The organism is Pseudomonas helvetica, assembly GCF_039908645.1.
GTDB lineage: Bacteria > Pseudomonadota > Gammaproteobacteria > Pseudomonadales > Pseudomonadaceae > Aquipseudomonas > Aquipseudomonas helvetica.
The window spans coordinates 4802231-4823137 of record NZ_CP150917.1; the positions used below are offsets into that span (position 1 = coordinate 4802231).

A 20907-nucleotide genomic window follows, 5' to 3' on the forward strand; every position below is an offset into this window, starting at 1 on the left:
AAAACACTACAAAGTGTTTCAAAGCGACTCGGGCGCTGGAAGCTGTGGGGGTTATAGTGAGCCTCAGTCCCATGGCATTGCAGAGAGCATCATGAATTCAGCCAAGCCCGAAGAAAAAGATCCCGCCGCCCCCATCGATCACTTGCGCTTCCACCGGCCGCACGCTCATCTGGCATCGACGTTCGGCAATGACACTTTCGCATTGAAGGCCGAAGCCTTTGCACGCTTCTTCGGCACCCCGACCTTCCTCGGCGCGCAAACCCTCATCGTCGTGGTCTGGATTGCCCTGAACGTCACGGGGTTAACGACCTTCGACGTCTACCCGTTCATCCTCCTCAACCTCGCGTTCAGTCTGCAAGCGGCCTATGCCGCGCCGTTGATTCTGCTGGCGCAAACCCGTCAGGCCGCTCGCGACAAAGCCCAGTCCGAAGCCGACGCGCTACACCGCGAGACGTTGGCGATTGCCAACAGCGAACGGCAAGCGCAAGCCGCGAAGACCTCCGCACAGTTACTGACGTTGCTTGAGCAAAACACCCGACTGACCGAGATGACCAAAGAGCTGACCGAACGCATCGAGAACCTGACATCAGAGATGCATCAACACATTTTGAAAGATCAGCAACGCTCCTGATCGGGCAATTGCACCCAGCGTGATAACTCGTCGAACAGCGTCACCACCGAGCGCAATGCTCGACAGTCCGGGCGAGTCAGCAACCACAGACTGGTGTCGTAACCGAGCAGGGGTTCGCTCAAAGGGCGCAGCCCCTGCGCGGGGTCGATCAGAAAGTCCGGCAACGCGGCGACCCCAAGCCCGGCGCGTACCAACTCGGTGACCGAGTGCATGCTGTTACAGCGATAGCTCGGCAACACACCGGGAAATTGCTGACGACGCCAGATCACGGTTGGATGGTCGGGCAGAAAGTCATCCGGAGCGATCCAGCTCAACCGTGTCAGATCACTCGGCTCGACCGATTTCAGATACGCCGCACTCGCGCACACCCGATACGACACAGCGCCCAATCGCCGCCCAACCAGATGCTCCGGAGGTGAGCGGGTCAGGCGCAAGGCGATATCGGCATCGCGGCGGCTGAGGTTGGCGAAATCGTTGGAGGTGCTCAGTTCCAGGGTCAGCGCCGGGTACGCCGGCATGAATTGCGTCAGTGCCGGCAACAGTAACGCGTGCAACACCGAATCGGTGCAGGTCAGGCGCACGGTGCCGCTGATCACGTCACCGCCCTGCTCCACGCCAATACGCGCCGCTTCCAGCGCCTGCTCGGCGCGTTCGGCCTGCTCGGAGAGTGTTCGGGCCAGGGCGGTCGGCAAATAACCTGCACGACTTTTCTCGAACAGCGCTTGGCCCAATGCCGCTTCCAGGCGCCTGACCGCACGAAACACCGTCGAAACGTCGACCTTCAATAGCGCCGCCGCCCGTGCCAGAGAGCCGCCGCGCACCAACGCAAGAATCAAGGCGAGGTCCGGGTAATCCAACTGATAGTGCGTTGCTGCATTGAACACTTGGCTAAACGCCTCTATTGATTGCGTGAACGCCACTCTATAGTCGGCTCCAGCAATCAACAAGTCTTGGGAGACACCATGCAAGAGAGCCCTCAACTGCGTATTGCACTGATCGGTGACTACGACCCACAGGTCACTGCCCATCAGGCAATTCCCCTGGCGCTGAACATGGCCGCACAACACGCTGACGTCGATGTGCAGTTTGAGTGGCTGGCCACTGACCACATTGACGCAAACACCCCGCTGGCTGACTTCGACGGCTTCTGGTGCGTGCCTGCCAGCACTTACCGCAACATGGACGGTGCGCTATTGGCGATCCGCTTTGCCCGAGAACAACAGCAGCCGTTCCTCGGCACTTGCGGTGGTTTTCAACACGCGGTGCTTGAATACGCACGCAACGTTCTGGGATGGACCGATGCCGAGCATGGTGAAACTTCGCCAGACGCCGCGCGCGCCGTGCTCACGCCGCTCACCTGCTCGCTGGTGGAGATCGTCGACAGCATCCGGTTGGTTAAAGGCTCGCTGATTGCCAACGCCTACGAGTCCACAGAGATTCATGAAGGCTATCACTGCCGCTACGGCGTCAATCCAGCGTTCGAAGAGCAATTGCTGACACACAACCTGAGAGCCACCGGCCACGATTCGGCGGGTGATCTACGGGCCGTGGAACTCAGCAATCATCCATTCTTCGTTGCGACCTTGTTTCAACCAGAACGCGCAGCGCTAACCGGCACCCGTCCACCCTTGGTCGATGCCTTTATCCAGGCCTGCGCAAGGAACGTCAGATGATCGCCAACACGCCTTCGCCGCCCTACTACGCGGTAATTTTCACTTCACTGCGCATCGCCACCGACCAGGGTTACGAGCAAGCAGCACAGCGCATGGTCGAACTCGCCCGCGACCAACCAGGGTTTCTCGGGGTGGAGTCGGCCCGGGGTGAGGACGGGCTCGGCATCACCGTTTCCTACTGGTCCAGCGAAGAAGCGATTCTCGCCTGGAAACAACACGCTGAGCACAGTGCAACCCGCGAACGCGGACGCTCGACCTGGTATGAAGCGTTTCACACGCGGGTCTGCAAGGTCGAACGCGCTTATGCCTTCGAGCGTCAACCGGCCTGAACCAGACGACGCAGCGCACTAATTTCCGGTAAGTCCTCGCGCCGCATATAAACCCGCAGCGGTTCAGTGATGTTGATCCGGTCGTCGATGTTCTGCTCCAGCAGCAAGCGGATCAGCTCGCGCTTGAGGGTCATGGCTTGACCGTCCTCAGGCGCCCAGACGAACTCGCTGGCGGGGATGATCGCGTCGTCTGCGACGTCCATGCCAAAGGCGTCTTCGCTGAAGCGGACGATGTATCGGGCGGTCTTGCGATTGAAACCGACGAAGCCGTTGAGTTGGTCGGCGGCCTGGCAGATAAGTTCGGACGTGATGCGCATGGTAAACCTCACGGATGCGTCCCGAAGGACGGCTGAACGATGGTTTACACGCAGAGGGCGGGATAACGGATGTTTCGGGATTTCCCTCTGGAGGGGAATTTGCCGAAGTGGATCGTACTGCAAAGGGCTGCACAAAAGCGCAGAAAAATCGCCCCTCACACACGTTAATGTCGGTTTGGCGATAGCGCATCCGGCGCTCAATTGTTAAAAGATAGGTCTTTGAAATCGCTTCTTACGAAAGGACCTCGACAATGCCTGTTACCTACACCAAAAGCGCCCTGTTGCTGAGTCTGATGCTCGGCCTTGGCCAGGCACAGGCGACCAGCCAGCAGAGCCCGACCGCTCTGTCCACCGCCAGCGGGATCCCGCACCCGGCAGTGATCGCCCACCGTGGCGCCTCGTTCGATGCACCGGAATCCACTGCCGCCTCCTACAAACTGGCGCGCGACCTGGGCGCCGATTACCTGGAAATGGACCTGCAACGCAGCAAGGACGGCGTGCTGTTCGCCTTGCATGACAACAACCTGCAACGCACCACCGACGTTGCCACCAAGTTTCCTGAACGCAAGGACAGCCCGGCCAACGCGTTCACCATCGCCGAACTTAAAACCCTGGATGCCGGCAGCTGGTTCAATACCGCTCACCCGGATCGCGCACGTGCCAGTTACGCCGGTCTGAAAATCCTGACCCTCGACGAAATCATCGATATTGCCGAAGGCAACCCGCTGCACAAGCCAGGGCTTTACATCGAAACCAAAGAGCCAAAGCAGTTTCCCGGCATCGAGCGCGACCTCAAGGACAAGCTTCAAGACCGTGGCTGGTTGAGCCCGGCGGGTTCAAAACTGGCTAAAAGTGAACTGAGCGTCGGCCAGGGTAAAGGCAAAGTGATCCTGCAAACCTTCGAGAAGAGCAGCCTTGAACTGCTGCAAAAAGAAATGCCGCAAGTGCCGAAAATTCTCCTGCTGTGGGTGGGCGAAGGCAGCATCGAGCCCAAGTCGAAGGTGACCTTCGCCGAATCCGGCGACAAGGATAAAGCCACCTACTACGCCAAACAGGAACCCAAGGACAAAGCCGAGTTCGAGCAATGGGTCGACTACGCCAAGTCTCAGGGCGCCATTGGCACGGGCCCTTCGGCAGCGCTGACCAACGGCGGCGATCAAAGCTATTCGGACCTGGTGCAACCATGGATGAACCAGTACACCCACGACAAAGGCATGTTGGTGCACGTCTACACCATCGACGATGCGGTGGATTACAAGAAGGTCATGGACGCCGGCGTCGATGGCATCTTCACCAACCGCGCCAGCGAACTGCTCAAGTACTACAAGCGCCCGGCAGCAGGCAGCGTTGCGCAGTTGCTTGAGAACAACGGCTTCTGAGTGGCCACCCGCTATTGATCGCTCCCGAGAGGGAGCGTCACGGGTGGTACGGCAAACCCGAGGGGCCACGCAATTCCCGCAGGCTGCGCCAGCTGCTACAGGTTCGGCAGCACGCAGTCTCGTGATGATTTGCGCGGGAACGACCAGGCTCAGGCGATGTTAAGGATGAATTAAGTTGCGCTGGTTAACCTGACGCCACTTAAACAGTTCACCCAAGGAATGCCCCATGAAGACGTTGACTGCCCTGTTCACCGCCGCTGCCCTGACCCTGACAGCCGGTTTCGCCATGGCCGATGTGCGCCCGGACCTGATCCCGGGTCTGCTCAAGGACGGCACTGTGATGGACATGCAGAAACTCAATCAGGCGGCGCTCGCTGAGCATCCTGGCAGCACGGCCGCAAACATCACCGACACCGAGCTGGAGCACAATGCCAAAACCAGTGTTTATGAGTACAAGGTTGAAATCCGCGACGCGAAGAACGTTGAGTGGGATGTGAAGCTGGACGCAAAAACCGGCAAAGTACTGAGCAACACGCAAGACAAGTAAATCGCCCCGGGAAAAAGCCGCGTGACCTTCGGGTTTCGCGGCTTTTTTGCGCTTTGAGCATGAGAGAGGTGGCCGGGTCTAGTGGATAGCGACGCAAGCACTACGCATCCGGAATAGCCGGATTAACCTTAAGATGCAATTCATGTGAGTCGGTGATTTCTCCATCCACATGACTGATGATGAAGTATTTAAGCGTGGCATCACCCGCTACAACGTATCTTTTTTCTATTTCAACCTCCACGCCAGCTTCAACTTCCGCGCTTTTGATATCTTGCCGAAACACGGTTGTGCCATTCCAGCGCACCTGAAGATGATCCTCTGCTTCATAGCCTTGCCCGCCCAAGACCAAAGCGTCCAGATGCACGCCAATCAACTGTTCATCGATTTGTCCATCGTAACCGACCGCCGGCTTCATGCTTGGAACATCCAACTTCTCCCATTTTTTTTCCGATTGTTCCGACTTTCCCCGTTTTTCCAACTTTTCCAACATTTCCAACTTGCTCAAAGACATGGGATCGCTCCTGACAGAAAAGTAGCGCAGGCTGCGCTGACCGTTCCATACAATCCTCAGGGCACCACCCCGTCTACTGTCAGAACTAACAGGTAGGCGGTAAATCAAGGCCTTTTCTGCCCCTGAATCCGACCGGTGGCACGAGCTTCATGGGACATGGGATATCAAAGGCGCAGCCAGGCAGGCCGAAACATTACGCCGTTGTACTGACCAACGATCCCGACGTGCTGCTGCCTGACTCTTGCAGCGCTTGCGTCAACGCCGCCGTAGCGGTTTCCAATGAACCCGAGGTGGTTGCGATCTGCGATTGGGCGGCGGCGACTTTCACCGCTTTGGCATCCGCACTTTCCTGACTGGCCTGAGCGGCCTGCAGTTGTTGCAGTTGCTCCTGCAATTGTTTTTGCAATTCGGCGATCTGCTTGCGCAGCTCTTTCACCGTATCCGACTCACTGCTACTGCTGCTCGAACTGCTGCCACCCGACGCAGGTGCACCACCGGCCGCGACTTTGCCACTGTCGGTGGTCGAACTGCCCGTCGTGGTTGTGCTTTGCGTGGTGTCGGTATCGGTGCTGCCGCTGATGGCAGTCTTGCTGGTGGAAGTGGACAGAGTCTGATTGATCGAGACCGATGTGAGGCTGACCATGGGCGTTTCCTTCGATGAGGTTAGGGATAACCGAATCATCGACGTGCAACACCCACACTTGAGATCAATCGTGTACCGACACGGTTAGCGTGCCGATACACATTTCAGTTGGCTAGGCGCCGAGACGCGCCGTCACCGCGCTCAATTGCCCCGACAACCCGTGCAGGTTGTTGCTCGCCGCTTCAGTGCGCTGCACGTTGTCCAGGTTGGTACTGGCGATGCTGGTGATCTCGGTCAGGTTGCGCGAAATGTCTTCGGCCACCGAGGTCTGTTCTTCAGCAGCGGTGGCGATCTGGCGGTTCATGTCGCGAATCGCCTCCACCGATGCAGTAATGCGCTCAAGCATGGCCCCGGCCTGAGTGACCTGCTCGACGCTTTCTTCGCTGCGCGACTGGCCACTTTCAATGGCCTGCGCCGCATCTACCGCACCGGTCTGCACGCTCTGGATGATCTGGTTGATTTCGATGATCGACGCCGCCGTGCGCTGGGCCAGGCTGCGTACTTCATCGGCCACCACAGCAAACCCGCGTCCGGCTTCTCCGGCCCGAGCGGCTTCGATAGCGGCGTTCAATGCCAGCAAGTTGGTTTGCTCGGCGATGCCGCGAATCACTTCCAGCACCTTGCCGATACGCCCGCTATCGGTTTCCAGTTGGCGGATGACCGTCGCGGTGTTGGCGATTTCGCCGCGCATCTGAGTGATGGTGTGAATCGTGCCTTGCATGACCTTCTCGCCCTGTTGTGCCGACTGATCGGCATCATCGGCGGCCCGTGCCGCGTCGGCCGCATGACGAGCGACTTCCTGGGCAGTGGCGGACATTTCGTTCATCGCCGTGGCGACTTGATCCGTGCGGTTGAACTGTTCGCTGGTGCCATGGGCCATCAAGGTCGCAATCGAGTTCAGCTCACCGCTGGCGCTGTCCAGATCCGAGGCGCTGCGCTGCAAGCGACTGAAGGTCTCGGCAAGGAAATCGCGCAGCGTGTTGGCAGCCACCGCCAGCTTGCCCAGCTCATCCTGACGATCACTCGCCACCCGCTCGGCAAACCGGCCCTGGCTCAAGTGCGCGACGTATTCGATCAGCTTGCGGATCGGTTCCACCAGATTGCGGTTGACCAGCCACAGGCTGAGCAAGCCAATCAACAGGCCCGAAGCCAGCATCACCAGGATACCCAGCAACACCGTGCGATCGGCGCTGGCGCTGATCAGCGTCGATTGTTCGCGGCCCTGTTTACGCAACTCGTCGACCAGTTCGCTCATCTGCTCGCTCGTGGCGCGGTCCACACCTTTGACCGCGTTATCACCTGCCGAAGGATCACCACCGGCTGCCAGATAAGCCTCTCGACCTTTTTGATACGCGCCGCCAAGCACCCGGTGCGCATCACGCAGGCTTTCAAGGCGGGTTTTAAGTGAGGCGTCGATGCCCGGTTGGCGGGTCAATTCACCGAGGATGTTCTGTACGTCGCCCTGACGGTCCTCGAATTGCTTCCAGTATTTGTCCAGCTCAGCCGGTTGCTTGCCGCGCAACAGGACGTTTTTCCATTCCTGGACCTGAGCCTTGAATTGCAGGTTGGCTTCGTCAATCAGTTGCGAGGTACGTAACGGGCCTTCGATGAGGTTGCGGTAGTTCTGCACCCCGCTGGAGAGTAAGTGAAAACAGGCCAGGGCAATCAGCAACATCGCGATCAGACTGCCGCTCAGCAGTGCCAGGATTTGCGCTCGCAGGGATTTTTGCAAAAACATCGAGTGATACTCATGACAGGGATAAGACTCGCATCGGTAGGGCATGCGAGATGTCCGGACCTCCCTGTCGACAACATGCGGGCCGGACACCAAAGTGCCTGAGCCAACTTAGGCGTCATCGGCGTGTGCCGCGTTTTCTTGAAGCCAATCCGACCACTGGTAAAGGCTCTATTACGCGAGCCACCAAACCGTCACAAAACTGTCAAACCGCGTTGCCATGATGCCGCTCATGTGAGCCTGTGAAACGTACGACAGGCGCCTCCCTTCAGCGAGACTCCATGAACCACAGCATCGATCAACGCCACCGCGATTCTGACCTGTTCGGCCTGCTCTACGGTTTCAGCTTTCGTCCCGGCGAACGCGGTCGCGAGATCGATTCGGCCAAGGCGCTGCAGCTGCTGCAACAACCGGGCGCCGAGGACGAGTTCCTCTGGCTGCACCTGAACCTCGCCCACGCCGCGTGCGAGCGCTGGATGAAAACGCACCTGGAGTTGCCGGAAGAATTTTTCGAAGCCTTGCATGAAGGCTCTCGCTCGACGCGCATCGAGCACGTCGATTCGGCGCTGCTGGCAGTGGTCAACGACGTGGTGTTCAACCTCAGCAGCATGGTGTCGTCAGACGTCTCGACCCTTTGGGTCTGCGCCCGCAGTCGGTTGATCATCAGCGCACGCCTGCAACCCCTGCACTCGGTGGACAAGCTGCGCTCCTCGGTCAAGGCCGGCGAATGCTTTCGTTCGCCACTGGAACTGCTCGTGCATTTGCTCCGCGACCAGGGCGAAGTGCTGACGCAGATCGTGCGCAAGACCAGCCAGAGTGTCGACCAGATCGAAGACGAGTTGCTGTCATCGCGACTGTCCACCAACCGTGCCGAACTGGGCGCCAATCGTCGAGTGCTGGTGCGTTTGCAACGGCTGCTGGCACTGGAGCCGGGCTCGCTGCTGCGCCTGCTCAACCGTCCGCCGCAATGGTTGCAAAAGGACGACGTCAAGGAGCTGCGCAAATCCACCGAGGAGTTCGCGCTGATCATCAACGACCTCACGGCGCTCGGCGAACGGATCAAACTGTTGCAGGAAGAGATCGCCGCCAACCTCAACGAGCAAAGCAACCGAACGCTGTTCACCCTGACCGTGGTCACGGTGTTGGCGCTGCCAATCAACATCATTGCCGGTTTCTTCGGCATGAACGTCGGCGGGATTCCCCTTGCCGGCGACCCGGAAGGATTCTGGATTCTGGTGGCACTGGTCGCGACGTTCACGGTACTGGCCGGGCGTTGGGCGTTTCGCAAGCGGGCGGATTATTGATCCAGCTTTCCAGGATTCACAGCCCCATTGTGGCGAGGGGGCTTGCCCCCGCTGGGTTGCGAAGCAACCCTGAAACCTGCCACCTGTTTTCCCCAGACACACCCCATTTACCCAATTTACGGCTGCTTCGCAGCCGAACGGGGCGGTGCGGCGTTCCGACAAGCCCCCTCGCCACAGGTTCTCAAGCGAAGCAACAGTTCGGCAATTAACCAAACACTGATCCAAAGCAGTCTCGCTGTAACATTCGGCAACGATCATGACCGGCACTCCTCCCTGACACAGGATTGTCCGGCCATGGCTACGCCTTCCTTGACCGCCGCCTCCAACGCCCCCACCAGCAGTGCCGGCCCGCAACTCGATAAAAAACCCGGCGTATTGACCGCCGTGGTGTTTTTCGCGGTGCTGGCCATGGGGCTGCTGTTCACCGCCTACAGCCTGATGCACGACATGCATGACCTCGGCACCACGGTGACCACCTGGACGCCGTTTCTGCTGCTGGGTGTGGCGCTGTTGATTGCCTTGGGTTTTGAGTTCGTCAACGGCTTCCACGACACCGCCAACGCCGTGGCAACGGTGATTTACACCCATTCGCTACCGCCGCATTTCGCGGTGGTCTGGTCGGGGATCTTCAACTTTCTCGGGGTGTTGCTGTCCAGCGGCGCCGTAGCCTTCGGCATCATCGCCTTGCTGCCGGTGGAGCTGATTCTGCAAGTCGGTTCAACCGCCGGTTTCTCGATGATCTTCGCCCTGCTGATCGCGGCAATCCTGTGGAACCTCGGCACGTGGTGGTTGGGCTTGCCGGCCTCGTCATCCCACACCTTGATCGGCTCGATCATCGGCGTCGGCGTCGCCAATGCGCTGATGCACGGACGCGACGGCACCAGCGGTGTCGACTGGGCGCAAGCCACCAAGGTCGGTTACGCGTTGCTGCTGTCACCACTGATCGGCTTCGCATTTGCCGCGCTGTTGCTGCTGGCGTTGCGCATCTTCGTCAAACATCGCGCGCTGTACAAAGCCCCCAAAGGCAACACTCCACCACCGTGGTGGATTCGCGGGATGTTGATCCTGACCTGCACCGGCGTGTCCTTCGCCCACGGCTCCAACGATGGCCAAAAAGGCATGGGCCTGATCATGCTGATTCTGGTCGGCACCCTGCCGATGGCCTATGCGCTGAACCGCACCATGCCAGCCGACCAGGCGTTGCAATTCGCCGCCGTGGCCGAAGTGACCCAGCAAGCGTTGGTCAGAAGTGCTCCGCTACCGGCCCCGGCCGACCCGCGCCCCGTGCTGTCCGAATACGTGCGCAGCAAGGAAGCGACACCGCAACTGATCCCTGCCCTCGCCGCCCTGGCGGGCAACATCGGCAACGAAGTGAAAGGTTATGGCTCGCTCGCCAAAGTCCCGGCGCAAGCCATGGGCAACGTGCGTAACGACATGTACCTGACCAGCGAAACCATTCGCCTGATGGACAAGAACAAGGTCGGCGACTTCGATGCCGACACCACGGGCAAACTGCAATTGTTCAAACAGCAGATCGACAACGCCACGCGCTTCATTCCGCTGTGGGTGAAAATCGCCGTCGCGATTGCGCTGGGCCTGGGCACCATGGTCGGCTGGAAGCGCATTGTGGTCACGGTCGGTGAAAAGATCGGCAAGACCCACATGACCTACGCCCAGGGCGCCTCGGCAGAAACCGTGGCGATGCTGACCATTGGCGCGGCGGACATGTTCGGCCTGCCGGTATCGACCACTCACGTGCTGTCCAGCGGCGTGGCCGGGACCATGGTGGCCAACGGCGGCGGCTTGCAGATGAAGACCATCCGCAACCTGCTGATGGCCTGGGTGCTGACCTTGCCGGCGGCGATTCTGCTGTCCGGTAGTCTGTACTGGTTGTTCACCCAACTGTTCTGAACCCGACAACACGTAAAAAACTCCCGAACCGGGCAATCGGTTCGGGAGTTTTTTTATAAGAGCCATCAGCGGCGTGCTCACTCGACAGGCATTTCGTCGCAAAATCAGTGGATTAAGCACTAATTGGTTCAGCACCCGCTGGATCGGGCTTCAGTTTGTTACCTTGGTGCCGACTCTTAAGAGACCCGATGCATTCAGGAGGGGGAACCGTGAATCTGTACATCAATCAGCTGCAGAAGAAAGCTGACTTCAAAAGCGCCATCTACGCTGGCGATATCTTCCTGAACACCCAGCTCAACGCAGCGAAAGAACTCTGTGCTTTCGCTCAGGAAAGCATCACCGCCGCATTTGACGGCGAGACTGACCACCAGGCCCTGCACCGCCTGATGCCGGTGGAAGAGTTCGTGGTGCTGGTGACCCGCCTCAAAGGCCAGTTCACCAATAGCCTGCGGGCCAAAGAGTTGATCCGTGGTTTCACCGAAGAAATCGGTGCAGCCCCCGAAGAGTTCATCTTCGACGTGCCGCGGATTCGCGTCGTGCCCAACTACGATTACCTGCACGCCGGCGTCAGCTACGCCTACAAACCCCATCGCGACACCTGGTACGGTGGCGTCGACTGCCAGATCAACACCTGGATGCCGGTTTATACGATCCAGCCGGACCAGACCATGATGATCAACCCGGCGTACTTCGATAAGCCGGTGAAGAACACCTCGGCGCAGTGGAGCCTCTCCGACTGGATCGACGTGCAACGCCAGCGCGCCAAGGACAACGTCAAGGAAGAGGCCCGTCAGCACCCGGTGCCAACCGAGGACATCGACGCGGCGTCCGAGATCCGCATTGCCGGCAACACCGCCGACATGCTGATTTTCTCGGGTTCACACCTGCACGGCACGGTTCCCAATTACACCGAACAAACCCGCTTCAGCGTGGATTTCCGCCTGATGCACCTCGATGACCTGAAGCACAAGCGCGGCGCGATCAACGTCGACAGCGCCTGCCCGGATGTCGGCGCCGGCTTCAAAGACTATTTCCACGCCCACGACTTCTCGAATTTCCAAGGAATCCAATCATGACCAAGCGTCGCATTACGCCTGCCGAGGCCCAATACAACGAAACCCGCGCAGGCGTTCTCAAGCGGGTCGACGCCGAGTACGTGGCCGACGCCCCATACGTGTTCGCCAACCGCATCGGCGTGACCGCTGCGCTGTCGCGCATGGAGCTGTTCAAGAAGGTCGCCGAAATCCCGGGCGCGATCATCGAGTGCGGCGTGTACAAGGGCAACTCGCTGATGCTTTACATGCACCTGTCGATGATCCTGGAACCCTACGCGATCAACCGTTCGATCGTTGGCTTCGACACCTTCGAAGGCTTCCAGAGCATCAACAAGGACGAAGACCCGGCCGACGTCAACGAGAGCATGTTCTCCGATACCGACCAGTCGCTGATCCAGGACATGATCGACGCCAACGACCTGTTGCGTCCGGTCAACCGCATCCCGCGTTGCGAACTGGTCAAGGGCGATATCTGCAAGACCGCGCCGGAGTGGGTCAAGACCCGTCCGGACCTGGTCGTGGCGATGCTGATCCTCGACACCGACCTGTATGAGTCGACCAAAGTCGCGCTGGAAACCTTCCTGCCGTACATGCCAAAAGGCGCCATCGTGGTATTGGACGAAGTCGCTTATCGCAACTTCCCAGGCGAAACCAAAGCCCTGCGCGAAGTGTTCGACCTGAACAAGATCGAGCTCAAGCGCCTGCCGTTCGACTCCTGCGTGGGTTACTTCCACATCTGACGCATGACCTTGTAGGAGCGGGGGGGGGCCTAGCTCTTGCCCGCGATAGCGATTTCACAGTCAACCGTTGCGTTGAATGTGAAATCGCTATCGTGGGCAAGCTCGGCTCCTGCAAGTCAGTGGGTTGCCTGGATCACCTGCCCCAGCCAGTCCATGAATGCCCGCACGCGTAATGGCAAATGCCGTTGCCGGGCATAGAGCAGCGAAACCTCCATCGACGGTGCGTTGAACTGCGGCAAGACCGCTACCAATTCACCGCTAAGCAGGTACGACTGCATCCCCATCAGCGGCACCTGGATCAACCCGAAACCACCCAGACACGCGGACTCGTAAGCGTCGGTACTATTGACCGTCACACTGCCGCTCATCGGCATTCGATGCAGCGTGCCCTCCTCCTCGTACACAAAACCCTCCGAGCGCGCCCCCAGTACGCCGACGTAATGAACCAGCCGATGCTGCGCCAGGTCTTCGAGCCGCTGCGGCACACCATAGCGCTGCAGATAGGCCGGGCTGGCGCAGTTGACCATGGCAAAGTCGCACAGGTGACGAGCGACCACCGTTTGATCCGGTTGCGCGCCGACCCGCAGCACGCAATCAAACCCTTCGCCGAGCAAATCGACCCGGCGGTCGGTGCTGCTGATTTCCAGTTCCAGATGAGGGTGCCGAGCCATGAACTCCGGCAGGCGCGGCATCACCACCCGACGGGCCAGAATGTTCGGCATATCGATGCGAATCCGCCCGGTCAGCGAGGCTTCGTCCTGGCGAAACAGCCCTTCGATTTCATCCATGTGCGACAGCAAATCCTTGCTGCGCTCGTACAAGACCAGCCCGTCCTGAGTTGCCTGAACCTTGCGCGTGGTGCGTTGCAGCAGGCGTGTACCGAGCAGGGCTTCCAGGGCCTGGACGTGTTCGGAAACAGTAGAACGGGGCAAGCCGAGGCTTTCGCCCGCGAGGGTGAAACTCGACATTTCGCTGACCCGGACGAAGGTGCGCAACAGTTCCAGTTTGTTCATGGGGGGGCCACTCTTTATTGTTCGGTTATTCCGACCAGTGATTCCGATTACAGCCTGTTTATCACCACAATACGGATAAATAAACTTTCTCCCATCATCACTCACTGCTCTGGAGAACGTCCCATGAACCGCAAAATCGCATTGATCACCGGCGCCAGCCGTGGCCTTGGCAAAAGCACCGCCCTGCATCTGGTGACTCAGGGCATCGACATTATCGGCACCTACAACAGCCGCGCCGATGAAGCCCAGGCGCTGGTCGCGCAGATCGAAAGCCTTGGTGGTCGCGCCGCCATGCTGCAACTCGACGTCGGCCAGAGTGAAGGTTTCGGTGCCTTCACCACAGAGGTCGGGAAGGTTCTGAAAAATCACTTCGATTGCCAGCACTTCGACTTTCTGATCAACAACGCCGGGGTCGGCGTGCACGCGAACTTCGCCGACACCACCGTCGAGCAGTTCGATCTGCTGATGAACATTCACCTGAAGGGGCCGTTTTTCCTGACCCAAAACCTGCTGCCGCTGCTGAATGACGGTGGCCGGATCATCAATATTTCCAGTGGCCTGACCCGCTTCAGCCTGCCGGGTTACGGCGCCTATGCAGCGATGAAAGGGGCGATGGAAGTGCTGACGCGTTACCAGGCCAAGGAACTCGGCGCGCGCAACATTGCGGTGAACATCCTGGCACCGGGCGCCATCGAAACCGACTTCGGCGGCGGTGCGGTGCGCGATAACGCGGACATCAATCAACTGGTGGCCAGCAATACGGCGCTGGGTCGCGCCGGCAAACCTGACGACATTGGCGCCGCCATTGCCCTACTGCTGGCGCCGGGTGGCCAATGGATCAATGGGCAGCGGGTCGAAGCGTCGGGCGGGATGTTTTTGTAATCAGGATTAAAAGATCGTCCGGACGCGGTTCGGACGATCCTGGCTTTTATCCCTCGCAAGACTCGCGCATTACCAGTCGCTCACGCACCACGTCATACGCCCAGTGGTAGAGGTAGGTGTACGGCAGGAAAAACAGCAACACGCCGATGTCCAGAATCAACGCCTGCAACAGGCTGACGTTCAGCCACCAGGCAATCAGCGGCACGCTGACCGCCACCAGCCCCCCTTCGAACAGCAAAGCGTGCACGACTCGGGTAGCGGCGCTGTGGGTAAGCGCCAGATGCTTGAGCAGACGGTCGAACAAACCGTTGAACAACACGTTCCAGGCCAAGGCGATCAGACCGATAGCAATGGTCACGGCGCCCATCTCGACCATCGGCTTGTCCATCAGCCACGCCAGCAATGGTGTACACAGCATGACCGCCAGCAGCTCGAAGCCAATGGCCTGAAAAACACGTTCGGTAAAGGATTTGTTGGTGCTCATCATCAAGCTCCCTGGGTGAATGTGGTTGCCATCATCTACCACCACACCGATACTTCATAACTAGTAACCATCGATCAAGGCGATAGTTCATGGCCTCACATGAAGTGCTGCTGGCGTTTGTCCAGGCAGCGACCCAAGGCTCGTTTTCTGCGGCGGCGCGAAAACTCGGCAAGAGCCAGTCGACCATCAGCGCGGCGGTTGCCAGCCTGGAAATCGACCTGAACGTGACACTCTTCGATCGCAGCAGCCGCAAGCCCAGACTGACCTCGGCCGGGCATGTCATGCTGCAACGCGCCGAAGACATTCTGGCCGCCACCAGCCGCCTGGAAATGACCGCCGCGCAACTGTCCCAAGGCGTTGAGGCGAAGCTGACGGTGGCGATTTCCGACACCTACCAGTCCGATCGTTTTGAAGCCGCGTTGAGTGACTTCGAGCAGCGCTACCCGGACCTGGAACTCGAATGCCTGATTGCCGAGTGCGACGATTTGATCGCCCTGGTGCAACGCGGGCGCGCGCATATCGCCTTCGCCGAAATGCAGTCCGACTACCCGGCCGACCTGAACAGTGCGACGGTCGACGAGCGCACGGAAATTGCCTTGTTCGTGTCGACCGAACATCCGCTGGCGGCGCTGCAAAAAGTCGATAAGGAAACGTTGCAGCAGCACCGTGAATTGCGCCTGGCAACCATCATCAATCCCTACGAAACCCGTGCCCAAGGCCGAGTCTGGTCGGCGCCCAGTTACCTGATGCTGCTGGAAATGGCCCAAGGCGGTTTTGGTTGGGCGCCCTTGCCACGTTGGTTGGTCGGGCGTTTTGGAGCGGGCTCGTTACAGGAACTCAAGGTCCGCGGCTGGCCGAAACCGGTGTCGGTCGACGCCCTTTGGTCACGCCTGCATCCGCCTGGGCCGGCGGGGAGCTGGTTGCTGGCAAAGATGCTGGAGTGAAACAGGGTGTTGGGCGCCCCCGTACCCGAATCCTCATCCATATCCGTAACCTGCATCCCGTATCCGTAATCTGCATCCCGTATCCGTAGCAGCTGCCGAGCCCGCGAGGCTGCGTTCGAGGACGAAGTCCTCGCAAATCCTGCGCACGCGGTTTGCCTGGAAGAACGCGTTGCCTGATTCACGACCGCTTCGCGGCCGAACGCAGCCTCGCGGGCTCGGCAGCTGCTACGGATACGGGATACGGATGCGGATGCGGATGCCGATGCGAATGCCGATGCGGGATACGAATACGGATGCGGGATCGGATACAGATACGGATGAGGTGTGCGGTGCGGCCATCATTTGAGTTCAGTCAAACGCCGCTCGATAAACCGTCGCTCCGGTTCTTGCCGGGTCAGTTCAAGGGCGCGCAAATAAGCCGCCCTTGCCTCTTCAACACGTCCCAGTTGCCGACAGAACTCGGCGCGCGCCGAATGGGCCAGGTGATAGTCAAGCAGCTCGCCTCGCTGCAGAATCCCTTCGACCAGCGTCAACCCCGCCAGCGGCCCATCGCGCCGGGACAGCGCCGCCGCGCGATTGAGTTCAATCACCGGCGAAGGCTGCACTCGCAGCAACACGTCATACAGCCCGACAATCTGCGGCCAATCGGTTTGCTCGGCCGTTACGGCTTCGGCATGCACTGCCGAGATCGCGGCTTGCAGGCAATAAGGTCCAAAGCCACGCGTGCTCAACGCGCGCTCGATCAAGGCACAGCCTTCGGCAATCATCTGGGTATTCCACAGCGAACGATCCTGCTCATCGAGCACGATCAACTCACCCGACGCCGAGGTTCTGGCCGGGCGTCGCGATTCATTGAGCAGCATCAGCGCCAGCAGCCCCATCACTTCTGCTTCCGGTAACAGCTCCATCAACAAGCGGCCGAGACGGATTGCTTCGCGGGTCAGGTCTTCACGGGTCAGCTCACTGCCGACCGACGCCGAATACCCTTCGTTGAACACCAGGTAAATCACCCGCAATACGCTGTCGAGGCGCTCGGGCAATTCGGCAACGGAAGGCACTTGATAGGGGATTTTCGCGTCACGGATTTTGCTTTTGGCACGCACGATGCGCTGAGCGATGGTGGACGGTGCAACGAGAAACGCCCGGGCGATTTCCTCAGTGGTCAGGTCGCAGACTTCGCGCAGCGTCAACGGCACCTGCGAATCCGCCGCAAGGGCCGGGTGGCAGCAGGTGAAGATCAGCCGCAAGCGATCGTCTTCCACATCCTCAGCACTCCAGTCGGTCTCTTCGAGCTCTTCCAGCTGCGCCACCAACGCCGCTTGGGAGGCGGCAAATCGTGCCCGACGACGCAAACCGTCAATGGCCTTGAAACGCCCGGTCGACACCAGCCAGGCGCGTGGATTATCGGGCACGCCATCGCGCTGCCAGCGTTCGACTGCGACAAAGAAGGCTTCATGCAAAGCCTCTTCGGCAAGGTCGAAATCCCCCAGCAAGCGAATCAACGTGGCGAGGATGCGCCGCGATTCGTTGCGATAAACCGCCTCGACCAGCGCCTTGACCGACTCGCCCGGCATCAGTTTGCCATGCCTGTAATCATCCTAGGTTCAACTCACGGACGGGTCGTACTTCAACGCTGCCGACCCGAGCTGCCGGGATGTTGCCGGCGACCTGAATGGCCTCGTTCAGGTCCTTCGCATCGATCAGGTAAAAACCGGCCAGTTGCTCCTTGGTTTCGGCGAACGGGCCATCGGTGATCGACAGCTTGCCGCCGCGCATACGCACCGTGGTGGCGGTCTGAACGGATTCCAGCGCCTCGGCGGCGAGCATCCGGCCGCTGCCCTGAACCGACTCGGCATAGGCTATGCACTCGGCGTCATGGGGACTGTCGGGCGAGGTATGCAGGAGCTGTTCGTCGCTGTAGACCAGGCATAGGTATTTCATAAGACTCTCCGTCATCAGGCTGATCAACTATGGCTGCAGATTGAGCATTTGGCGAAAATCCCGACGATCAGGGTGGCCGCTTGAACAGCGTCTGAACATCAGTGTGCTTTTTGTGTGAAGACACTCTTAGTCGTCTGGCGACGAGCCAAATCGACCGCTCAAATAAAATAAATGTCGAAGAGACAAACTGGCTAAAATCCGCAGTTCACCTTTGTCGGACCACGGACACCGCCAGTGACGACCCAACTCGTTCCCTACGAACAGCTGACACCCTTTCAATGCCAGCAACTGGAAGCCATTGAGATCCCTGACCGGCAGAAGCAATTCTCCGGCGATATCGACATGGCCCTGCACACCCTGTTGTCAGCACCGCGTGACGGCATCAAGGGCTTTGCCCTGCTCGTCGATGAGACTCCGGTAGCGTTCCTGCTGCTCAAGCGTCCACCGTTCCTGCCGCACTGGGCTCATGAAGACACTGCGACCCTGCACGCGCTACAGGTCGATCACCGTCACCAGGGCAAGGGTTATGGCAGCGCACTCCTGCAGGCCCTGCCACTCGCTGCGCGCCAGGCCTGGCCGGAAATCAAGGGGCTGGAGCTGTCGGTGGATGCGCACAACGAATCGGCGCTCGGGCTCTACCTCAAGCAAGGCTGGGTCGACAGCGGCAACGCCTACAAAGGCCGGATCGGCTATGAACGGCGCATGGCCCTGGCGTTCTGAACACCCGATAACCTTTCATGGATGAAGTGCACAATGCTGACCACTATCGAACAACTTGAAGCGATTTACGGCCGCCCTCACGACCGCGCCGTGCGCAAGGAAATCCCCTTTCTCAACCTCGATTACCAGGCGATGGTGCGCGCCTCGCCGCTGGTCATCCTGAGCTCGGTCGGCCCCGATGGCATGGACGGTTCACCGCGTGGCGATACACCCGGTTTTGTGCGGATCATCGATGAACGAACCCTGGCGATTCCCGACCGTCCGGGTAATAACCGCATCGACACCTTGCGCAATATCGTCCTCGATTCGCGGATCTCGTTGCTGTTCATCATTCCGGGAATTGGCGAGACATTGCGGGTCAATGGCCGCGCGCGGATCAGCGCCGAGCCCGCTCTGCTGGAAAGCTTTGCGGTGAACGGCAAACCGCCGCGCACGGTGATTCTGGTGGAGGTCGAAGCCGCCTATTTCCACTGCTCCAAGGCTATCGTCCGCTCTGATTTGTGGAACCCGGAAAAGTACCTGGAGCGCTCGGCCCTGCCCACCGCAGGCGCCTTTCACAAGCGCCTGAATGACGGCCAGTTCGATGCCGAGGCGTATGATCGAGAAGCCCCTGTCAGGCTGCACGACAGCCTTTATTGAGAATCGCCATCTCCAACGTCGAGGCACAAAACCTGTAGGAGCCTGGCTTGCCAGCGATGGCGTCCGAGAGACCGCCATCGCCGGCAAGCCGTGCTCCTACAGGGGATATGAGGCGTTGGCAGAACGGGCGCTCGGCGCAAAATCTGTAGTGGACGTTACAGATCCAGCGCCATTTCATGCCAGGCCATGCCGCCGTGGTCGGATGCGGACACGTTGAGGTAGGCGAAACCAAACCCGGCATACAGCGGTATGTGCCGCTCCTTGCACATCAGGTTGATACGGGTTTTGCCCAAATCCCGCATGCGGACAATGAACTCGCTCATCAAGCGCTTCGCCAATCCCAGTCCTTGAAAGTCCGGGTGTACCACCACCGACATGATCACCACCTGCGGGCCATCCGGGTCATGGCCGATCATTTCCTTGAAGGCCTCATCCGCCATTTCCACCTGATACGCCGCCCCCGAATTGATAAACCCGGCGACGACACCGTCGACCTCGGCCACGATAAAACCTTGCGGCCAGGTGGCAATGCGCGTGGCGATTTTCTCGCGAGTGGCCGCTTCATCACCTTCATACGCTTCGATTTCGATGGCGAAACAGCGATCCAGATCAGCCGGCGTGACCTGGCGAATGACAGTCGTGGGGGAGTTCATGGCGTGGCCCGATCAGCGAAAAAGAGGGAGCGAATCATAAATTAATAAGGTCTGCATATCGATCATCGGCACGCCCGTAAAGCCTTCGTATAGCGGCTTTCTTTCGCGCAAGGTTCGGGCTATTGCTTGTCCCTGTCTTTCGCCATGAAGAGGGAAACTCACCATGACTAGCGTTCAGGTCGGTCTTCTTATGCTGTTCACTATCAGTGCTTTTGGCTTTATCACGCTGACGATCGATGTGTTGCGAGCGCGGCGAATCAGCAAAGATAAATAGTGCAGATGCCGAGTGGCGGCGGCGCTTGAGTGCGCCGCCTCTCAACCCGTTCAGGCCGTTTTGAGCGGGACCCAGATTTCCAGCACGCCGGTATTGAGCTTCGGGTTGAAGTCGTCACTGTAGCGCTCGAACTCCGGGGCATCGGCGGCCTCGTAACCCGACGTTGGCAACCAGGTTTTCCAGATGTACTGAAAGGTTTGCGGCAGGGTGTCCAGCGCACCTTCGTGCTTGAACACCGCATAGTGCTGAGGCTGTATTTCGATCCAGCGGTAGAGTTCTGGCAGGTCATCGAGCTTGCTGATTTCGACACCGGCGATGTACTCAAATCCACCTTTACCGTCCGGATTGCAGCAGACGCCGTAGGTTACCTCCCCAATCTGCCCAGGAACGTTACCGATGTGCGGTACGAATTTCTCCCAGAGCTTGGGAATGCCTTCGGTGGTGTCCGCGCTAAACCGCCCACCAAGTCCTGCGATCAGCAGAAAATGCCCCGCTTCGAAGCGCGGCTCAGCGACTGCGCCCTTTTTTGGATCATCCATGAATCAACTCCTGCAACTGAAGGTGGGTTCGGCTGCAAGTATA

24 protein-coding genes are annotated in these 20907 nt (G+C 59.3%); 13 read left to right on the top strand and 11 right to left on the bottom strand.

Going from position 1 to position 20907, the window contains the following annotated elements:
* The first annotated feature begins 91 nt into the window (after nucleotides 1-91).
* Nucleotides 92-631, top strand: coding sequence for a DUF1003 domain-containing protein (locus AABM55_RS22330; RefSeq protein WP_347927783.1), 540 nt, complete (start codon nucleotides 92-94; stop codon nucleotides 629-631).
* Here the strand turns inward: AABM55_RS22330 and AABM55_RS22335 are convergent.
* Nucleotides 616-1578: a LysR family transcriptional regulator gene (locus tag AABM55_RS22335; protein ID WP_081013851.1), complete on the bottom strand. Its 963-nt coding sequence runs from the start codon at nucleotides 1576-1578 to the stop codon at nucleotides 616-618. The genes AABM55_RS22330 and AABM55_RS22335 overlap by 16 nt on opposite strands.
* A 15-nt stretch (nucleotides 1579-1593) precedes the next feature.
* On the opposite strand from AABM55_RS22335, the gene AABM55_RS22340 reads away from it, so the two are divergent.
* Both AABM55_RS22340 and AABM55_RS22345 read left to right on the top strand, forming a co-directional pair.
* Entirely contained in the window at nucleotides 1594-2304 is a 711-nt protein-coding gene (locus AABM55_RS22340) for a CTP synthase (protein WP_347927784.1), read from the top strand.
* A complete protein-coding gene (locus tag AABM55_RS22345; protein WP_216741971.1) occupies nucleotides 2301-2633 on the top strand; it encodes an antibiotic biosynthesis monooxygenase in 333 nt (110 codons plus the stop codon). Before AABM55_RS22340 ends, AABM55_RS22345 begins: the two co-directional genes overlap by 4 nt.
* Here AABM55_RS22345 and AABM55_RS22350 read toward each other — a convergent pair.
* Nucleotides 2621-2950 (bottom strand): DUF2025 family protein, encoded by a 330-nt coding sequence (locus AABM55_RS22350; RefSeq protein ID WP_347927785.1) that lies wholly within the window; start codon nucleotides 2948-2950, stop codon nucleotides 2621-2623. The genes AABM55_RS22345 and AABM55_RS22350 overlap by 13 nt on opposite strands.
* 251 nt (nucleotides 2951-3201) lie before the next feature.
* Between AABM55_RS22350 and AABM55_RS22355 the strand changes: the two genes are divergently transcribed.
* Entirely contained in the window at nucleotides 3202-4329 is a 1128-nt protein-coding gene (locus AABM55_RS22355) for a glycerophosphodiester phosphodiesterase (protein ID WP_347927786.1), read from the top strand.
* Nucleotides 4330-4555: 226 nt separating this feature from the next.
* Entirely contained in the window at nucleotides 4556-4876 is a 321-nt protein-coding gene (locus tag AABM55_RS22360; protein WP_103314954.1) for a PepSY domain-containing protein, read from the top strand.
* Between the two features lie 100 nt (nucleotides 4877-4976).
* Here the strand turns inward: AABM55_RS22360 and AABM55_RS22365 are convergent, their stop codons facing one another.
* The 3 genes from AABM55_RS22365 to AABM55_RS22375 form a co-directional block, all read right to left on the bottom strand.
* The gene (locus tag AABM55_RS22365) at nucleotides 4977-5387 is read right to left on the bottom strand and encodes a hypothetical protein (protein ID WP_347927787.1); all 411 of its coding nucleotides are present in this window, start codon (nucleotides 5385-5387) and stop codon (nucleotides 4977-4979) included.
* 193 nt (nucleotides 5388-5580) lie between these two features.
* Nucleotides 5581-6030, bottom strand: coding sequence for a hypothetical protein (locus AABM55_RS22370; protein WP_347927788.1), 450 nt, complete (start codon nucleotides 6028-6030; stop codon nucleotides 5581-5583).
* A 112-nt stretch (nucleotides 6031-6142) separates the two neighbouring features.
* Entirely contained in the window at nucleotides 6143-7768 is a 1626-nt protein-coding gene (locus AABM55_RS22375) for a methyl-accepting chemotaxis protein (protein ID WP_347927789.1), read from the bottom strand.
* 278 nt (nucleotides 7769-8046) lie between these two features.
* Between AABM55_RS22375 and AABM55_RS22380 the strand changes: the two genes are divergently transcribed.
* From AABM55_RS22380 to AABM55_RS22395, 4 genes are all read left to right on the top strand, one after another.
* Nucleotides 8047-9069, top strand: a complete 1023-nt coding sequence (locus AABM55_RS22380; protein ID WP_347927790.1) for a transporter — start codon at nucleotides 8047-8049, stop codon at nucleotides 9067-9069.
* Nucleotides 9070-9363: 294 nt separating this feature from the next.
* The gene (locus AABM55_RS22385; RefSeq protein WP_347927791.1) at nucleotides 9364-10980 is read left to right on the top strand and encodes an inorganic phosphate transporter; all 1617 of its coding nucleotides are present in this window, start codon (nucleotides 9364-9366) and stop codon (nucleotides 10978-10980) included.
* A gap of 209 nt (nucleotides 10981-11189) precedes the next feature.
* Nucleotides 11190-12056: a hypothetical protein gene (locus AABM55_RS22390; protein ID WP_347927792.1), complete on the top strand. Its 867-nt coding sequence runs from the start codon at nucleotides 11190-11192 to the stop codon at nucleotides 12054-12056.
* Complete coding sequence (locus AABM55_RS22395; protein ID WP_347927793.1) at nucleotides 12053-12775, top strand: TylF/MycF/NovP-related O-methyltransferase; 723 nt, start codon at nucleotides 12053-12055, stop codon at nucleotides 12773-12775. The genes AABM55_RS22390 and AABM55_RS22395 overlap by 4 nt, the downstream gene beginning before the upstream one ends.
* Before the next feature lie 116 nt (nucleotides 12776-12891).
* Here the strand turns inward: AABM55_RS22395 and AABM55_RS22400 are convergent, their stop codons facing one another.
* Nucleotides 12892-13788 (bottom strand): LysR family transcriptional regulator, encoded by an 897-nt coding sequence (locus AABM55_RS22400; protein ID WP_347927794.1) that lies wholly within the window; start codon nucleotides 13786-13788, stop codon nucleotides 12892-12894.
* Between the two features lie 123 nt (nucleotides 13789-13911).
* Between AABM55_RS22400 and AABM55_RS22405 the strand changes: the two genes are divergently transcribed.
* Nucleotides 13912-14670, top strand: a complete 759-nt coding sequence (locus AABM55_RS22405) for an SDR family oxidoreductase (protein ID WP_347927795.1) — start codon at nucleotides 13912-13914, stop codon at nucleotides 14668-14670.
* Nucleotides 14671-14716: 46 nt separating this feature from the next.
* On the opposite strand, the gene AABM55_RS22410 is transcribed toward AABM55_RS22405, so the two are convergent.
* Entirely contained in the window at nucleotides 14717-15154 is a 438-nt protein-coding gene (locus AABM55_RS22410) for a multidrug/biocide efflux PACE transporter (RefSeq protein WP_347927796.1), read from the bottom strand.
* An 89-nt stretch (nucleotides 15155-15243) separates the two neighbouring features.
* On the opposite strand from AABM55_RS22410, the gene AABM55_RS22415 reads away from it, so the two are divergent.
* Nucleotides 15244-16098: a LysR family transcriptional regulator gene (locus AABM55_RS22415; protein WP_347927797.1), complete on the top strand. Its 855-nt coding sequence runs from the start codon at nucleotides 15244-15246 to the stop codon at nucleotides 16096-16098.
* Nucleotides 16099-16436: 338 nt separating this feature from the next.
* Here the strand turns inward: AABM55_RS22415 and AABM55_RS22420 are convergent, their stop codons facing one another.
* On the bottom strand, nucleotides 16437-17672 hold the full coding sequence (locus AABM55_RS22420; RefSeq protein ID WP_347927798.1) for an RNA polymerase sigma factor: 1236 nt from the start codon (nucleotides 17670-17672) through the stop codon (nucleotides 16437-16439).
* Nucleotides 17673-17691: 19 nt separating this feature from the next.
* Nucleotides 17692-18039 carry a YciI family protein gene (locus AABM55_RS22425; protein WP_347927799.1) on the bottom strand — a complete coding sequence of 116 codons (348 nt, stop codon included), beginning with the start codon at nucleotides 18037-18039 and terminating at the stop codon, nucleotides 17692-17694.
* Between the two features lie 234 nt (nucleotides 18040-18273).
* Here AABM55_RS22425 and AABM55_RS22430 point away from each other — a divergent pair, with 234 nt between their 5' ends.
* Nucleotides 18274-18759, top strand: coding sequence for a GNAT family N-acetyltransferase (locus tag AABM55_RS22430; RefSeq protein WP_347927800.1), 486 nt, complete (start codon nucleotides 18274-18276; stop codon nucleotides 18757-18759).
* A gap of 33 nt (nucleotides 18760-18792) precedes the next feature.
* Nucleotides 18793-19398 (top strand): pyridoxamine 5'-phosphate oxidase family protein, encoded by a 606-nt coding sequence (locus AABM55_RS22435; protein WP_347927801.1) that lies wholly within the window; start codon nucleotides 18793-18795, stop codon nucleotides 19396-19398.
* 155 nt (nucleotides 19399-19553) lie between these two features.
* Here the strand turns inward: AABM55_RS22435 and AABM55_RS22440 are convergent, their stop codons facing one another.
* Together AABM55_RS22440 and AABM55_RS22445 are read right to left on the bottom strand one after the other, a co-directional pair.
* The gene (locus AABM55_RS22440) at nucleotides 19554-20051 is read right to left on the bottom strand and encodes an N-acetyltransferase (RefSeq protein WP_347927802.1); all 498 of its coding nucleotides are present in this window, start codon (nucleotides 20049-20051) and stop codon (nucleotides 19554-19556) included.
* 324 nt (nucleotides 20052-20375) lie between these two features.
* A complete protein-coding gene (locus AABM55_RS22445) occupies nucleotides 20376-20864 on the bottom strand; it encodes a GyrI-like domain-containing protein (protein WP_054593655.1) in 489 nt (162 codons plus the stop codon).
* Nucleotides 20865-20907 lie beyond the last annotated feature (43 nt).

Bases quoted from the DNA above. Each gene is read 5' to 3' on its own strand.
- AABM55_RS22330 (WP_347927783.1), top strand. From the start codon at position 92: ATGAATTCAGCCAAGCCCGAAGAAAAAGATCCCGCCGCCCCCATCGAT.
- AABM55_RS22340 (WP_347927784.1), top strand. From the start codon at position 1,594: ATGCAAGAGAGCCCTCAACTGCGTATTGCACTGATCGGTGACTACGAC.
- AABM55_RS22345 (WP_216741971.1), top strand. From the start codon at position 2,301: ATGATCGCCAACACGCCTTCGCCGCCCTACTACGCGGTAATTTTCACT.
- AABM55_RS22350 (WP_347927785.1), bottom strand. From the start codon at position 2,950: ATGCGCATCACGTCCGAACTTATCTGCCAGGCCGCCGACCAACTCAAC.
- AABM55_RS22355 (WP_347927786.1), top strand. From the start codon at position 3,202: ATGCCTGTTACCTACACCAAAAGCGCCCTGTTGCTGAGTCTGATGCTC.
- AABM55_RS22360 (WP_103314954.1), top strand. From the start codon at position 4,556: ATGAAGACGTTGACTGCCCTGTTCACCGCCGCTGCCCTGACCCTGACA.
- AABM55_RS22365 (WP_347927787.1), bottom strand. From the start codon at position 5,387: ATGTCTTTGAGCAAGTTGGAAATGTTGGAAAAGTTGGAAAAACGGGGA.
- AABM55_RS22370 (WP_347927788.1), bottom strand. From the start codon at position 6,030: ATGGTCAGCCTCACATCGGTCTCGATCAATCAGACTCTGTCCACTTCC.
- AABM55_RS22375 (WP_347927789.1), bottom strand. From the start codon at position 7,768: ATGTTTTTGCAAAAATCCCTGCGAGCGCAAATCCTGGCACTGCTGAGC.
- AABM55_RS22380 (WP_347927790.1), top strand. From the start codon at position 8,047: ATGAACCACAGCATCGATCAACGCCACCGCGATTCTGACCTGTTCGGC.
- AABM55_RS22385 (WP_347927791.1), top strand. From the start codon at position 9,364: ATGGCTACGCCTTCCTTGACCGCCGCCTCCAACGCCCCCACCAGCAGT.
- AABM55_RS22395 (WP_347927793.1), top strand. From the start codon at position 12,053: ATGACCAAGCGTCGCATTACGCCTGCCGAGGCCCAATACAACGAAACC.
- AABM55_RS22400 (WP_347927794.1), bottom strand. From the start codon at position 13,788: ATGAACAAACTGGAACTGTTGCGCACCTTCGTCCGGGTCAGCGAAATG.
- AABM55_RS22405 (WP_347927795.1), top strand. From the start codon at position 13,912: ATGAACCGCAAAATCGCATTGATCACCGGCGCCAGCCGTGGCCTTGGC.
- AABM55_RS22410 (WP_347927796.1), bottom strand. From the start codon at position 15,154: ATGAGCACCAACAAATCCTTTACCGAACGTGTTTTTCAGGCCATTGGC.
- AABM55_RS22415 (WP_347927797.1), top strand. From the start codon at position 15,244: ATGGCCTCACATGAAGTGCTGCTGGCGTTTGTCCAGGCAGCGACCCAA.
- AABM55_RS22420 (WP_347927798.1), bottom strand. From the start codon at position 17,672: ATGCCGGGCGAGTCGGTCAAGGCGCTGGTCGAGGCGGTTTATCGCAAC.
- AABM55_RS22425 (WP_347927799.1), bottom strand. From the start codon at position 18,039: ATGAAATACCTATGCCTGGTCTACAGCGACGAACAGCTCCTGCATACC.
- AABM55_RS22435 (WP_347927801.1), top strand. From the start codon at position 18,793: ATGCTGACCACTATCGAACAACTTGAAGCGATTTACGGCCGCCCTCAC.
- AABM55_RS22440 (WP_347927802.1), bottom strand. From the start codon at position 20,051: ATGAACTCCCCCACGACTGTCATTCGCCAGGTCACGCCGGCTGATCTG.
- AABM55_RS22445 (WP_054593655.1), bottom strand. From the start codon at position 20,864: ATGGATGATCCAAAAAAGGGCGCAGTCGCTGAGCCGCGCTTCGAAGCG.